This is a genomic window from Pseudomonas sp. 58 R 3 (genome assembly GCF_900006605.1).
Taxonomy (GTDB): Bacteria; Pseudomonadota; Gammaproteobacteria; order Pseudomonadales; family Pseudomonadaceae; genus Aquipseudomonas; species Aquipseudomonas salomonii.
The window spans coordinates 176641-191307 of record NZ_CVTT01000052.1; the positions used below are offsets into that span (position 1 = coordinate 176641).

Consider the following 14667-nt stretch of genomic DNA (forward strand, 5'->3'; position numbering starts at 1 on the left):
CTCTAACCTGCTTCGACTGCCTTAAGCACGTCGTAGATCTCGGAAACCACCTGCCCCGTCGCCTGTTCAATCGCCCCTTCATTACGACACAAAACCCACCCCTGTTCGCCCGCCGCTCGCACGAACGCCTGGGTACATTCGACATGCTCCTGCAACGTATGGATCAACGTACTGCCCAATCCGCGCCGTCGCTGCGCGGCCCTCGACCATGAAATATCGGGGTCGGTGATAACGCCCACGTGCAGGTCCGGCACTCGCACGTGTCGGCCCAGGTTTAACTGCAATATGTCTGCGAACGGGACTGTGCGGCGAAACGCGGCATCTGAAGGGTACCAACGGTCTATCAGGATAATGCTGTCGGCTGGTTGTTTAGTCAGCACGTGCCGGGAAATCCAGAGCCGGCTATCCGCAAAGCGCTCACACACGCTCCACTCCGAATCATCGGTGGGGTTTCTGGCGTGTGCGTTGACCAGGGCCATGGTTTCGGCCCTGTAAGGATCGCTTTTTCTCTCGCAAAGACGGATCACCTTTTTGTTGTCGGCCCGCAGTGCTTGGGTAACGGCTTCCAACAGCGTGGTTTTACCCGTGCCTTTTGGGCCATCCAGGGAGACAAATAATGGACGACTCATGCTTCACGTAATGATGGATAAGTGATCAACACCTTAACGTAGTTTAGGGTGAATGACGCTTGGCGATGCTATGGCTCACGCAGCAAAAAAGACGTGCCCCATGCCAACGGCTCCAACCCCAGGTGCACCGCCAGCGTCTGGCCGATATCGGCAAAGCTGGCTCGCTCGCCCAACCAGCCCTTCGCCACGCCTGCACCATAAGCCAGTACGGGCACATGCTCGCGGGTATGGTCGCTGCCCGGGCGCGAGGGGTCGCAGCCGTGGTCGGCGCTGATGATCAGCAACGTTTGCGGGTCCATCAACGCCAGTAACTCCGGCAGCCTGCGGTCGAACGCTTCCAGCGCGGCAGCATAGCCGGCCAAGTCTCGGCGATGCCCGTAGAGCATGTCGAAGTCGACAAAATTGGCAAACACCAGGCTGTTGTCGGGTGCTTCCCGGTAGGCTTTGAGCGTGGCATCGAACAGTGCATCGTTGCCATCGGCCTTGTACAAGCGGCTGATACCACGATGGGCGAAAATATCGCCGATTTTGCCCACCGCATGCACGCTGCCGCCGGCGTTGCAGAGGCTGTCCAGCAACGTCGCTGACGGCGGCGGCACGGTGTAGTCGCGGCGATTACCGGTGCGGCGGAATTGGCCCGCGTGTTCGCCGGTGAAGGGCCGGGCGATGACCCTGCCGACCGTGTATTCATCACATAAAGTGCGGGCGATTTCACACACCCGGTACAGCGCTTCAAGGCCGAAATGGCTTTCATGGGCGGCGATTTGCATCACGCTGTCGGCCGAGGTGTAGCAAATCGGCTGCCGGCTGCGGATGTGCAATTCACCCAAATCGTCCAGCACCGTGGTGCCCGAGGCATGGCAATTGCCCAGGATGCCCGGCAACCCTGCCTGCTCAATCAGGTCGGCGAGCAGTTGCGGTGGAAAGGACTCGGTCGGTCGCTCGAAATAACCCCAGTCAAACAGCACCGGTACGCCCATCATCTCCCAATGCCCGGACGGCGTGTCCTTGCCGGATGATTGCTCGCGCGCATGGCCAAAGGCGCCGATCGGTGCCGCGTCGCCCCAATTGCCTGGCAGCGGGCCATTGCCACTGGCCGCCGCTGCGGCGCCCAATCCCAACTGGCCCAGATTCGGCAGGGTCAAAGGCCCCCGGCGCAATGGCCCATCGGCCTCACCCCGGGCACAGGCTTCGGCGATATGGCGCAAGGTGTCGGCGCCGGTATCGCCAAACAGCGCGGCGTCGGCACTCGCGCCTATGCCCAATGAGTCCAGCACTAATACGATGGCCTTGCTCATAGGATTGCCTGGATCAATTCGCGCGCGGCCGGGCTTTCACCGCCCAGCCGATAGGCTGCGCGCAAGGCGGATGCGCCCTGCTCGGCCTGTTCTGGCGTACGCGCATGCACCCAACCCAGGGGCCGTTTTGCATTCACGTGTTCGCCGACAAAGGCCAACTCGCTGAAGCCCACGGACAGGTCCAGCACATCGTCCGGATGGCTGCGTCCACCGCCCAATGTCACCACCGCCAAACCCACCGCTCGGGTGTCGATCTCGGTGACACAGCCATCCTCCTCGGCCCACACCGGCACCGACACGACCGCCTTGGGTAAATGTTCATCGGGTTTGTCGGTAAAACCCTGCGGGCCGCCCAGGGCAACCACCATCTGTTCAAAGCGCTGCAAGGCCGCGCCGCTCTGCCAGGCTTGAAGCAATTGATCACGGGCCTGAGCCTCGTCCCTCGCCAGGCCGGCCATCGTCAGTGCCTGGGTGGCCAGCGCCAACGTCACCGCCCACAGGCGTTCACTGCGCACCTCGCCCTTGAGCAGGGCTACCGCTTCGGCCACTTCCAGGGCATTGCCGGCACTGCGGGCCAGCGGCTGGTCCATGTCGGTGATCAGGGCACGGGTGTTGACTCCGGCACCGTTGGCCACTGCGACGATGCTGGCGGCGAGTGCTTGCGCCTGCTCAGGCTCAGCCATAAAGGCGCCGTTGCCGGTCTTCACATCCATGATCAACACATCGAGGCCAGCGGCGAGTTTCTTGCCGAGGATCGACGCGGTGATCAGGTCGATCGACTCCACCGAGCCGGTCACATCACGGATCACGTACAAGCGCTTGTCCGCCGGCGCGAGGTTGGCGGTCTGGCCGATGATCGCGCATCCGACTTCGGCCACCACCGCACGCAGGCGTTCGGTGCTGGGGTGGCAGTCGTAGCCGGGGATGCTTTCGAGCTTGTCCAGGGTGCCGCCGGTATGCCCCAGGCCGCGCCCGGAGATCATCGGCACGTAACACCCGCAGGCCGCCAGCAAGGGCGCGAGCAACAAGCTGATCATGTCGCCGACGCCGCCGGTGGAATGCTTGTCGACTACAGGCCCCGGCAGTTCCCACTTCAGTGTCTGGCCGGAGTCGCGCATTGCCTCGGTCAAGGCGATGCGCTCGCTCACGTCCATGCCCTTGATGAACACCGCCATGGCGAACGCCGCCACTTGCCCATCGCTGAGGCTACCGTCGGCAATGCCGGCGACGAACCGTTGAATGTCGATAGCAGCCAGGGCATGCCCGTCGCGCTTACGGCGAATCACTTCTTGTGGCAACCACATACTGTGCTCCTTACAGCGAAATGAAAAAGCCGACGATCGCCGCGCTCATCAGGTTGGAAAGCGTGCCGCCGATCATGGCCCGCAGGCCCAGCCGCGCCAGTTCTTGACGCCGTTGCGGGGCGATGCCCGTGAGGCCGCCCAGTTGGATCGCAATCGAGGACAGGTTGGCAAAGCCGCACAGGGCGAAGGTGACGATCACCTGGGTGTGTGCCGACAACAGCGGCACCCCGGCTGCGGCGGCCTTGTCTGCGGTCAGGTAATTGGCCAGGTCGGCATAGGCGACAAACTCGTTGAGCACCAGTTTTTCCCCGATAAAGCCGCCGGCCAGCACCGCCTCATGCCACGGCACCCCGAGCAGAAACGCGATGGGCGCCAACACGTGCCCAAGCACCAGTTGCAAGGTCAGTTGCGGGTAGCCGAACCAGTTGCCCGCCCAGCCCAGCAGCCCGTTGAACAAGGCGATCAACGCGATAAACGAAAGCAGCATCGCGCCCACCGCCAAGGCCAGGCGCAAGCCGACCTGTGCGCCCTCGGCAGCCGCGTCGATGATATTGGTGGGACGATTCTCGGCCTGCCCCAGCTCTTCAATCACCTCGTCGGTGCGGGCCGCTTCGGTTTCCGGCTCCATAAGCTTGGCCATCAACAACGCCCCCGGCGCCGACATGAAACACGCCGCGATCAGGTATTTGAGTTCCACCCCCAGCCCGGCGTAACCGAGCAGCACCGAACCTGCCACCGCGGCAAAACCACCGACCATCACCGCGAACAACTCAGAGCGCGTCAGCTTGGCAATGAACGGCCGAACCACCAGCGGCACCTCCGACTGGCCAATGAAAATCGCCGACGTGACCACCATCGACTCGACCCGACTGGTGCCCAGCAACAGGCGCAGGCCGCCGCCCACCAGCCGGATGATCCAGCCCATCACGCCGATGTAATACAGCACTGAGATAAAGCTGCCGAAGAACACAATCATCGGCAATACCCGGATAGCAAATACAAACCCGCCATTGCCGAACACTTCAAACATATGCGGTGAACTCAAACCGCCGAACAGAAACTCGATGCCTTTGTTGGCGTAGAGCTGCAGGGACGCTACCGCGCCCGACAGCGCGGCGAGCACGGTCTGGCCCCAGGGCACGTACAGCGCAAAAGCGCCGATCAACACCTGAATCACAAAGGCCACCGAAACCGTGCGCCAATTGATCGAGCGTCGCTGGTGGGATAAAGCAATGGCAATGACAATAAGGGTCGCTATTCCGACAAGACTGATCATGCAGGCGTCTCAACAAGGTACCAAGCGGACGCAGGCCGGTTGGCCTGCCCAGGATTAGAAAGCGTCGAAGGCGCCCGGCAGCAATTGCGCCAGGGTCCAGGTACGCGTGGCGGCCGGGTCACTGCCCTGGCAAATCACCACTGCATCCTTGGCCATCAACTCCAGCATCACCTGGCGGCAGGCACCGCAAGGGCTTATCAGTGAAACGTTGGGTGCGTAAACCGCGATGGCCCTGAAACTGCCCGGCGCATGGCCCTGGCTGATGGCACTGAACAAAGCGCTGCGTTCGGCACAATTGGTCAGCCCGTAGGAGATGTTCTCCACGTTGCAGCCCTGTACGACTTCCCCGTCGGCGGTCAGCAACGCCGCGCCGACCGGAAATTTGGAATAAGGCGAATACGTACGCTCGGCTGCCCGCTTGGCCTGTTCCATCAAACGCTGTTCAATTGTCATTTACAGGGTGCATCCCATTTTTTGCGAGCACGTCCAGGACGGTCGTGACGCTCTTATAGGTGTTATTAAAATAACATTCGATGTGAATACTCAATCTTTATTTTTGCCCATGAACAAAATCACAAGGAGGCTCAACAATCGGGCCCCGTGCCCGTGGCGGTGCCTGACCACAGCCGGTAACCTGAGCGCTTACCCACGCTGACCACCGAGGCGGCACTTGGATTATTTCGCTGCGCTAACCGCCTTTGTCGAGGCCGCCGAAGGCAATAATTTCTCCCGGGCGGCTGAGCGACTGGGCATCAAGGCATCCACGGTCTCGCGCTACGTGAAGGATCTTGAGCAGGATTTGGGCATCGCCCTGTTCAACCGCTCGACACGCACGCTGCACCTGACCGAAGGCGGCCAGACGTTTCTGCTGCACGCCCGCCGTGTACTGGATGAGCTTGAGCAAGCCAAGGCCGCCACCTCGGCGCTCAACCAGCAACCCCGTGGGGTGCTCAAACTCAATTTGCCGCCCGCGTTTGCCCGACACCATATCCTGCCGGTCTTGAACCGGTTCCTGGCGCGCTACCCGCAAATCAAGCTGGAGTTGGTACTGGATAACGCCCAGGTCAACCTGATTCATTCAGGCGTAGACCTGGCGATTCGGATTGGCGCCCTGCCCGACTCCACGCTCAAGGCGCGCAAGATATGCACGGGAAAGTACCTGTTGGTGGCCAGCCCAGGGTTTTGCGCGCAGCACGCGGCCCCGGCGACACCGGCAGACCTGGCCGGCCTGCCCGCCATCCTGAGCCTGCAGGATGTTGCCTTCGAGGCCGGTGGTGAAGTGTTGCCGCTGGTATACGGTGACTGTATCCGTATCAACGACCTGGACGCGCAACTGCTCGCTGCACGCCAAGGCCTGGGCTTTGCCTTGCTGCCGGATTGGCTGGTGAGCAAAAGCCTTGAGGCGGGCGAGCTACAGGCCTGGTTGCCGCACTGGAACATCCTGGGGGCTGAACAGGCGTTTGCGGTGTGGTTTGTCTACCCGCCCAAGCGCATCGTGTCGTCCAAGGTCCGCTGTTTTATCGACTTTATTGTCGAACAGCTGGGCGAAACGCCGTATTGGAAATAAGGCAAAACCTGTGGGAGCTGGCTGGCCTGCGATGCAAGCAGCTCGGTACATCAGGCAGACCGAGTTGATGCAATCGCAGGCCAGCCAGCTCCCACATTTTGACCGAGTACTGTCAGCTGAAGCGGATATCCAGCGCCCGCAGGTAGGTTTGCAGCCCGGCGTCCTGGATCGGGATCAGGAATGCCTCGGTGTCCGATTCGTTGAAATGCGCATGCCAATAGCCCGGTGGCGTTACGAACGCCAGGCCCGGCGACCAGTCCACCCGCACCGGGTTGCGGATCTGACCGTCGGCGTCCAGCTCCGTGCCCACCAGTGAATAACAGCCCTTGGGGCAGTCGATGATGAAGTCCAGCGCAATCGACTGGTGCCGGTGCGGCTTCTGGATCGAGCCCGGCGGCAGAATGCCGTACATGGCCCAAAGCACATGCGTGACCGTTCGGGTCTGGGGGAAATTGCGGTTGCCGAGCAAAATGCTGATGCGGCTGCGGTCCTGGGCGCGGGGATCATCCGCCGCTTCCCGCAGCTTCTGGTTGGCCAGCGCGGCGGGATACAGCGTCGGCACGAAGCGATCAGCGCTGCGCGTCACGCCCAGGTAGCGCAACAGCGGTTCGTCATGCACGTAGTACAGGCGTGCATCCTGTGACGCACTGAAACGCGCGGGCTGCAGGCCAGGCAGCGCGATAAAGCAACCGCTGGACCATGGGATATCATGCTCGCCCTGCACCACCCGGCCCTCGCCTGCGATGACATAAAACACCTGTGAGGTCGCATTGGGGTGCAGGTCCAGGGCATCACCGGCGTTCAAGCGAATAAAGTTGGCACACAACCCCGGCCCGGTCGCCGGGCCTTCACAGCCCAACGCGTCGCTGAGGTCCAGCGCGACCACCCGCGAGGCGCCGCTGTCGTACAGCGAGGCCGGGAAGCTGTGGTAGGGAATGCGGGTAATCAGGTTGGCACTGATCGGGTTGGCCGCCTTGCTGTATTCGAAGTACTCGGCGTCCACTTGCTCGTTTGGCACTGCATCGGTCAGGTCGGGTTTGAATTCGCGGTTCATCAATCACCTCAGGCTTGGGCGGGTTTGAATCCACTATAGGCAGTGCGTCTGCAGGGATTAAGCACTGTGTCGGCACAGCAGTTGTGCAGGATGGGGCGGCTCCGCCCTGCGACGGTGCAATCGGTCTGTCCAGCGCCTGAGCGTGAACCGATGATCCATATGTTCGGCGTTATCTCATGCTCAAACGTCATAATCCCCGGTTCCTCTGCGTGGTAATCTTGGCGCCACCACGAATAGACATTGATCGTCACATGACGATGACCAAAGCCAGGAAAGAACATGCCAAAGATTTCTCACTCAGCGTTGCGCCGCAACTTCCGTGAACTGCTTGCAAAACACATCTGCGTTGAAACCGCCTCCGTCTTCGACCCCATGTCCGCGCGCATCGCCGCCGACCTGGGTTTTGAAGTCGGCATCCTCGGTGGTTCGGTCGCCTCGTTGCAGGTACTGGCGGCCCCCGATTTTGCGTTGATCACACTGAGTGAGTTCGTTGAACAGGCCACCCGCATCGGCCGCGTCGCCCAACTGCCGTTTATTGCCGACGCCGACCACGGTTACGGCAATGCGCTGAACGTGATGCGCACGGTCGAAGAACTTGAGCGTGCCGGTGTGGCCGCGCTGACCATTGAAGACACGCTGTTGCCGGCGCAGTTCGGGCGCAAGTCCACCGACTTGATTTCCGTCGAGGAAGGCATCGGCAAAGTCAAGGCGGCGCTGGAAGCGCGTGTCGACCCTGAACTGTCGATCATTGCGCGCACCAATGCCGGCGTGCTGCCCACCGAAGATGTGATCGCACGCACCAAGGCCTACGAGAAAGCCGGCGCGGACGGCATCTGCATGGTTGGCGTCAAAGACTTCGACCACCTTGAGCAGATCGCCGCCAACCTGACGGTGCCGTTGATGCTGGTGACCTACGGCAACCCGCAGCTCAATGACAGCGAGCGCCTGGCGGCCCTGGGCGTGCGCATTGTGGTGGCCGGCCACGGCGCCTACTTTGCGTCGATCAAAGCCACTTACGACAGCCTGCGCGCCCAGCGCAAGCTGACCGGCAGCACCTCCAACCTCAGCGCTACGGAGCTGACCCATACGTACACATTGCCGGAAAGCTATGTGGCCTGGGCTGAAGAGTTTATGGATGTAAAAGAGTAATTGATGCAGATCGGTTTTAGGCGGGAGGGGCTTGCTCCCACCTCTGACCGCAGCCAGGCACATGCAACAGTGTTGTTACACACCCGAATTAAATTCAGCACACTTATATAGCCATGATTGATAAAGCGATGGCGATGATGAATTTTTATATAAGTGCGTTTAACTTAATAAAAAATCCGCCGCAGAGCCTGCGGCGGCAAACCAAAGGTTTTTGTCGAAGCAGAGCGGCTAAGACCCCATCAACGCTACACCTTTAAAAAATTAAACGAGGTGAAGTTTAATTAATCCAGTTTAATCCCCGCCACCGCTGAAACCCTCGAAAAATGTGATAAAAATCAGCTTCGACAACCACGTCGAGCACAATAAAAACAGCATTACGCTTACCTGAAACATCTGCCATACAACCTTAAGCGCACTCCAAGCATGCGGTGTTTCTGTGCACGCGTTAATTATTCTGGGGAAGTAACAACATGATCAAACAGTGGAGCCTGTTAACGCTGGCGGTGTGCGCCAGTATCAGCCAAGCGGCCCTCGCCGAGTCGGTCAGCGACCAGGCCGATTCCAAAGGTTTTATCGACGGCAGTAGCATTACCGGGTTGTTGCGCAACTATTACTTCGACCGCGACCGCCAAAGTGGCAAGGCCGACAACCGCGACTGGACCCAAGGCGCGATGCTCAACTACGCCTCGGGCTTTACCCAGGGCACCATCGGCTTTGGTGTGGATGCCTACGCCTACGGCGCGATGAAACTCGACGCCACCCATGCCGATGCCGGCACCGGTGAATTGCCGACCAACCGCAATGGCGACCCGGAAAATGGCTACGGTTCGGTGGGCGCTGCGGTAAAGATCAAGGTCTCCAAGACCCAGCTCAAATTCGGTGACATGCAACCCACCGCGCCGGTATTCGCCACCGGCGGTACGCGTATTTTACCGCAGACCGCCACCGGCTTTGACCTGACCAGCAGCGAAATCGCCGGCCTGGACCTGGAAGCCGGGCACTTCACCAGCACCAACAGCGGCATGACCAGCAACCATGACCACGATATCTACGCGACCTACGCCAACGTGGCGGCCAACAGCGCAAGTTTTGTCGGCGGCAAATACACTTTCACCCCGTCGTTGAGCGCGACCCTGTATGCCGGCGAGCTGGAGGACATCTGGCGCCAGTACTACACCAACCTCAACTACGTGATCGCGCTGGGGCATGACCAGTCACTGGCGCTGGACGGCAACCTGTACCGCACCCTCGACACCGGCAGCGCCAAGGCCGGGGCCATCAACAACACCACCTACTCGGTGGCGGCGGCCTACTCGTTCCTGGCGGCGCATACCCTGACGCTGTCGTTCCAGAAAGTCCACGGCGACACGCCGTTCGACTACATCGGCACCGGCAACAACGGCGCGGGCGAAGGCGGCGACTCGGTGTTCCTGGCCAACTCGATCCAATGGGGCGACTTCAACGGGCCGGGCGAACAGTCGTGGGGCGTGCGTTATGACCTGAACATGGCCAGCTACGGCGTACCGGGTTTGAGCTTCATGACCCGTTACGTCAACGGCTCGGATATCAACGGTACTCACACCCCGACCAACAGCGCCTATGCCGGGGACTACGGCGCCGACGGCGACCACCACGAGACCGATGTGGAAGCCAAATACGTGCTGCAAAGCGGCCCGGCGAAAAACCTGTCGTTTCGCGTGCGTGACGCCATGGTTTCATCCAACGCTGACCAACGCGATGGCAAGTTGAATGAACTGCGGGTGATCGTCGACTACCCGTTTACCCTGTTGTAAGTGGCTTGGTTGCGCGGGCCTATGGTTTCGTGGCCCGCGCATTCAGGCGCTATGCCGCGCGTTTTAGAACGTCTCAGGGCCTGACAATGAACCCGCTGTAATCGGTCGACGGCTGCATTTCAAAGTGAGTCTGCTGAGCATTAAGCGCAGGAACAGGACCGTGGAGGAATAATCTTACGTGCTGGCCACTGGTCCATCCTTCGGCCACAGGGTCAGTGGGTTTGATTTTCACCCGGATGGGCACGGGCTTATTGGCTGTCTCGAACTTAAGCCACGTCACGACCAGGATGGCTTTGTCCAGGACAGTGGCAGTCGCTTGGGCATAAATGACCTTTTGATCACATTCCAGTAACGCAATGTTCTTTTGGGAGGCGTTCATCTGAGCGAAAGCGTCGAAGTAAGCCAGTTGCCGCCCAGCGATCGATAACGGCGCTCGGTGACGTTGACTCACTGACATCGCGGACCATGCGTCAACCACCTCGGCCAGGGTGCCCGGGTGCATGGCAGGCGCCTCACTCACTTGCGCTACCAACGCTTGCATTTGCGCCTGCGAAGGTTTGGCGCTTTTACGTCGTTTGGTCAGTTTGCCCAGATGACTGGGAATCAATGGCGGTGCTATATGGGCAGTTCTTGGAGTGAGTTGCACAGGAACGTCGGACGCTTGAGTTTTTTCCTTTTCGTGCGCGCAGCCTGGCTTATGTGAATTCAGGGCTTTGAAAAAAAAGTTATCCCTTTGCGAAATTGAAGCCACAACTTCTTCGAGGCAACATTCGCAAAAATAAAAAAGTGCTCTGTCGCTATGGGCAAAGCGGGCTGACACCTTCGCGTCCATGTCCCAACACACTGCCTCCGTCATCAGTTCTTTTGCCATCAGGTGTGCTTACCCTTTACTTAGCGTTGTTTAGCCCTCCAGCTTACCTATCAACGTTGTGAGCGACCACCGTCACGGACGCCGTGACCTTGCCGCCCCCTGTGTTTAAACTGCGCACCAACATTCGTTCCAATTTTTTATGAGGCGCCCATGGCCAACCACGACCTGTCCTTCACCCCCGACCCGGATGCCGATTCCATCTCCAGCGACGTCATCGGTTTCAATGGCATCCTGGTCTCCACCCAAATTCCGACCCACGCCGACGGCAGCCTGGAACTGGGCGATATCACCCTGCAAAGCGAATGCACCCTGCAAGCGCTGAAGGTCGCGCTGGAGAAAGCCGGCAGCTCCATGGACCGGGTGATGCACCTGACCATCTACCTCACCGACATGGCTGATCGCGCGGCATTCAACGAAGTCTACAAGCGCTTTTTCGCCAAGCCCTGGCCTGTGCGTGCAGCCGTTGGCGTTGCTGCGTTGGCGGTAGAAGGCATGCGCGTGGAAGTCACCGCGATGGCAGCCAGAGCCTGAATTCCAAGCCACAGCACAGATCCACTGTGGGAGCGGGCTTGCTCGCGAAGAGGGCGTGTCAGTTGATGCATGTGGCGACTCACACACCGCATTCGCGAGCAAGCCCGCTCCCACAGGTTGCGCCGGACGAGGCTTCAATAGCCTCTCCCTCAGCGAGGCAGCCCTGCGGTAGATGCCGGTCAGGCATTTCACAGCTACAATGCGCGCCTCAACCGTGACAAGCCTGACTAAAAAAACTATGTCCTTGCCCAAGCACCACCTGGAATTGCTCAGCCCGGCCCGTGATGTCGCCATTGCGCGCGAGGCTATCTTGCATGGCGCCGACGCCATCTACATCGGCGGCCCAAGCTTCGGCGCACGCCATAATGCGTGCAACGAGGTGAGCGATATCGCTCAACTGGTCGAATTCGCCCGCCGTTACCACGCCCGTGTGTTCACCACCATCAACACCATCCTGCATGACAACGAGCTGGAGCCTGCGCGCAAGCTGATCCATCAGTTGTACGACGCCGGTGTCGATGCCTTGATCGTGCAAGACCTGGGCGTGATGGAGCTGGATATTCCGCCCATCGAGCTGCACGCCAGCACCCAGACCGATATTCGCACCCTGGCTCGCGCCAAATTTCTCGACCAGGCCGGTTTTTCGCAGTTGGTATTGGCCCGTGAGCTGAACCTGCAAGAGATCCGCGCCATCGCCGACGAGACCGACGCGGCCGTCGAGTTCTTCATCCACGGTGCGCTGTGTGTGGCGTTCTCCGGGCAGTGCAACATCTCCCATGCGCAAAATGGCCGCAGCGCCAACCGTGGCGACTGCTCCCAGGCCTGCCGCCTGCCCTACACATTGAAAGATGACCAGGGCCGCGTCGTGGCCTTTGAAAAGCACCTGCTGTCGATGAAAGACAACAACCAGAGCGCCAACATCCGCGCCCTGGTCGAAGCCGGCGTGCGTTCGTTCAAGATCGAAGGGCGCTACAAGGACATGGGCTATGTGAAAAACATCACCGCCTATTACCGCCAGCGCCTTGACGACGTGCTTGAAGACCGCCCGGACCTGGCCCGCGCCTCCAGCGGCCGTACTGCGCATTTCTTCCTGCCCGACCCGGAAAAAACCTTCCACCGGGGCAGCACCGACTATTTCGTCACCGACCGCAAGGTCGACATCGGCGCTTTCGATACCCCGACCTTTACCGGCCTGCCGGTGGGAGTAGTGGAAAAAGCCGGCAAGCGTGACCTGCAGGTGGTCACCCATGAGCCGCTGTCCAATGGCGATGGCCTCAATGTGCTGGTCAAGCGCGAGGTTGTGGGTTTCCGTGCCAACATCGCCGAAGCCAAGGGCGAGTTTGAGGAAGATGGCCAGAAGCGCTATCGCTACCGCGTTGAGCCAAATGAAATGCCGGCCGGCCTGCATCAGCTGCGCCCGAACCATCCGCTGAACCGCAACCTCGACCATAACTGGCAACAAGCGCTGCTCAAAACCTCCGCCGAGCGCCGCATCGGCCTGGCCTGGGTGGCACGCCTGCGTGAAGACCAGCTTGAAGTCACCGCCACCAGCGAAGAAGGCATCAACGCCAGCGTCACCCTGCCCGGCCCGTTTGGCGTGGCCAACAAGCCGGAACAGGCGCTCGACACCCTGCGCGATCTGCTTGGCCAACTCGGCACCACCGAGTACCACGCCACGCACATCGAGCTGGATGCACCGCAGGCGTTCTTCGTCCCCAACTCGCAACTCAAGGCCTTGCGCCGTGAGGTGATCGAGGCATTGACTGCCGCACGCGTTGCCGCGCACCCGCGTGGCGGGCGTAAAGCGGAAACCTCGCCGCCGCCGGTGTACCCGGAAGCGCACCTGTCGTTCCTGGCCAACGTCTACAACCAGAAGGCCCGCGACTTCTACCACCGTCACGGCGTCAAGCTGATCGACGCCGCCTTCGAAGCCCACGAAGAAACCGGCGAAGTGCCGGTGATGATCACCAAACACTGCCTGCGTTTCTCGTTCAACCTGTGCCCTAAACAGGCCAAGGGTGTGACCGGCGTGAAAACCAAGGTGGCGCCGATGCAGTTGATTCACGGCGACGAAGTGCTGACCCTCAAGTTCGACTGCAAGCCGTGCGAGATGCACGTGGTGGGCAAGATCAAGGGGCATATCCTTGGGTTGCCGCAGCCGGGCAGTAAGGTGGAGCACTTCAACCCGGAAAACATCATCTTTCAGGGTACGCACTAGCCCTTGAGGCGCGGGGCCACCACCAGCCCCGCTGCAACCCCGCTGCCGCCAGCAGGATTGCGGCCACACCCAGCCATTGCAGCCAGCCCAGGCGATGGCCGAACGCGATCCAGTCGACAAAAATCGCCGCAATCGGATAGATAAACGACAGTGCCCCGGTAATGGCGGTGGGCAGTTTCTGGATCGCGCCGTACAACAACACGTACATCAAACCGGTGTGCACCACGCCAAGCGTCACCAGTGCAGCCCACGCATTGGTGGACACCGGCAGGCTGTTCCAAGGCACCAGCGGCGCGAGTAACAGTGCGCCGGTTGTCACCTGGATCAACGCCATCAGATGCGGCGGCACTTCCTTGAGGCGCTTGATGATCAGCGCGGCAACCGCATACAAAAACGCCGCGCCCAGGGCCAGGGCAATCCCCGCCAGGTAATCGGCGCCACCGCTTTGCTGCTCGCCATGGGCGGTGACAATCGCCAACATGCCGAGAAACGCGATGCTCAACCACGCCAGTTTCTGCACGGTGATTTTCTCACCTAGAAATACTGCAGCCAGCATCACCAACATAAACGGCTGCACGTTGTACACCGCCGTGCTGATGGCAATGGACGCGTGGGAATAGGATTCGAACAACAGCAGCCAATTGCCGACGATGGCCACGCCACTGAGCATCGCCAGGCCGAACTTGGCCCAGGTGAGCAGTTCCAGGCGCAAATAACCCAACAATGCGCAGACCAGCAACAAGGCCACTGCGCCGATCACGCAGCGCCAGAACACCACCTCGATCACCGATACACCCGAGACCCATACAAACCAGCCAATGGTGCCCGAGATCAGCATGGCGGCGACCATTTCCCACGACCCGCGACGGATAGATGTGTCCACGATGAAAGCTCCTCAAGTGAGCCACAATTATGGCAATCTGCTGCTTAAGGGCTCCAGCGACATAAAAAGGCAAAAAACTCTATTCACCTTTTGT

The 14667-nt window shown here is 60.3% G+C and carries 13 protein-coding genes; 5 read left to right on the forward strand and 8 right to left on the reverse strand.

Going from position 1 to position 14667, the window contains the following annotated elements; translation table 11 throughout:
- Positions 1 to 2 precede the first annotated feature (2 nt).
- From BFP92_RS14685 to BFP92_RS14705, 5 genes are all read right to left on the reverse strand, one after another.
- A complete protein-coding gene (locus BFP92_RS14685) occupies positions 3 to 629 on the reverse strand; it encodes a dTMP kinase (RefSeq protein ID WP_065930048.1) in 627 nt (208 codons plus the stop codon).
- Positions 630 to 697: 68 nt separating this feature from the next.
- Entirely contained in the window at positions 698 to 1927 is a 1230-nt protein-coding gene (locus BFP92_RS14690; protein WP_065930049.1) for a phosphopentomutase, read from the reverse strand.
- Positions 1924 to 3231: a thymidine phosphorylase gene (gene deoA / locus BFP92_RS14695; protein ID WP_065930050.1), complete on the reverse strand. Its 1308-nt coding sequence runs from the start codon at positions 3229 to 3231 to the stop codon at positions 1924 to 1926. The genes BFP92_RS14690 and deoA overlap by 4 nt, the downstream gene beginning before the upstream one ends.
- Positions 3232 to 3241: 10 nt before the next feature.
- Complete coding sequence (locus BFP92_RS14700; RefSeq protein WP_017135630.1) at positions 3242 to 4507, reverse strand: NupC/NupG family nucleoside CNT transporter; 1266 nt, start codon at positions 4505 to 4507, stop codon at positions 3242 to 3244.
- Positions 4508 to 4561: 54 nt separating this feature from the next.
- Positions 4562 to 4960, reverse strand: coding sequence for a cytidine deaminase (locus tag BFP92_RS14705; RefSeq protein ID WP_065930051.1), 399 nt, complete (start codon positions 4958 to 4960; stop codon positions 4562 to 4564).
- Positions 4961 to 5177: 217 nt separating this feature from the next.
- Here BFP92_RS14705 and BFP92_RS14710 point away from each other — a divergent pair, with 217 nt between their 5' ends.
- Positions 5178 to 6074: a LysR family transcriptional regulator gene (locus BFP92_RS14710; RefSeq protein ID WP_065930052.1), complete on the forward strand. Its 897-nt coding sequence runs from the start codon at positions 5178 to 5180 to the stop codon at positions 6072 to 6074.
- Positions 6075 to 6186: 112 nt separating this feature from the next.
- On the opposite strand, the gene BFP92_RS14715 is transcribed toward BFP92_RS14710, so the two are convergent.
- A complete protein-coding gene (locus BFP92_RS14715) occupies positions 6187 to 7128 on the reverse strand; it encodes a cupin domain-containing protein (protein ID WP_065930053.1) in 942 nt (313 codons plus the stop codon).
- Positions 7129 to 7407: 279 nt separating this feature from the next.
- Here BFP92_RS14715 and BFP92_RS14720 point away from each other — a divergent pair, with 279 nt between their 5' ends.
- Both BFP92_RS14720 and BFP92_RS14725 read left to right on the forward strand, forming a co-directional pair.
- The gene (locus tag BFP92_RS14720) at positions 7408 to 8277 is read left to right on the forward strand and encodes an isocitrate lyase/PEP mutase family protein (protein WP_065930054.1); all 870 of its coding nucleotides are present in this window, start codon (positions 7408 to 7410) and stop codon (positions 8275 to 8277) included.
- A 470-nt stretch (positions 8278 to 8747) separates the two neighbouring features.
- Complete coding sequence (locus BFP92_RS14725; protein WP_065930055.1) at positions 8748 to 10070, forward strand: OprD family porin; 1323 nt, start codon at positions 8748 to 8750, stop codon at positions 10068 to 10070.
- Between the two features lie 73 nt (positions 10071 to 10143).
- Here BFP92_RS14725 and BFP92_RS31250 read toward each other — a convergent pair whose 3' ends face one another.
- Positions 10144 to 10941 carry a hypothetical protein gene (locus tag BFP92_RS31250; RefSeq protein WP_139114069.1) on the reverse strand — a complete coding sequence of 266 codons (798 nt, stop codon included), beginning with the start codon at positions 10939 to 10941 and terminating at the stop codon, positions 10144 to 10146.
- A 150-nt stretch (positions 10942 to 11091) separates the two neighbouring features.
- Between BFP92_RS31250 and BFP92_RS14735 the strand changes: the two genes are divergently transcribed.
- The gene (locus BFP92_RS14735) at positions 11092 to 11472 is read left to right on the forward strand and encodes a RidA family protein (protein WP_065930057.1); all 381 of its coding nucleotides are present in this window, start codon (positions 11092 to 11094) and stop codon (positions 11470 to 11472) included.
- 238 nt (positions 11473 to 11710) lie between these two features.
- Positions 11711 to 13690 carry a peptidase U32 family protein gene (locus BFP92_RS14740; protein ID WP_065930058.1) on the forward strand — a complete coding sequence of 660 codons (1980 nt, stop codon included), beginning with the start codon at positions 11711 to 11713 and terminating at the stop codon, positions 13688 to 13690.
- Here BFP92_RS14740 and BFP92_RS14745 read toward each other — a convergent pair.
- Complete coding sequence (locus BFP92_RS14745) at positions 13668 to 14573, reverse strand: DMT family transporter (RefSeq protein WP_065930059.1); 906 nt, start codon at positions 14571 to 14573, stop codon at positions 13668 to 13670. The two genes, BFP92_RS14740 and BFP92_RS14745, sit on opposite strands and share 23 nt — an antisense overlap.
- Between the last annotated feature and the right edge of the window lie 94 nt (positions 14574 to 14667).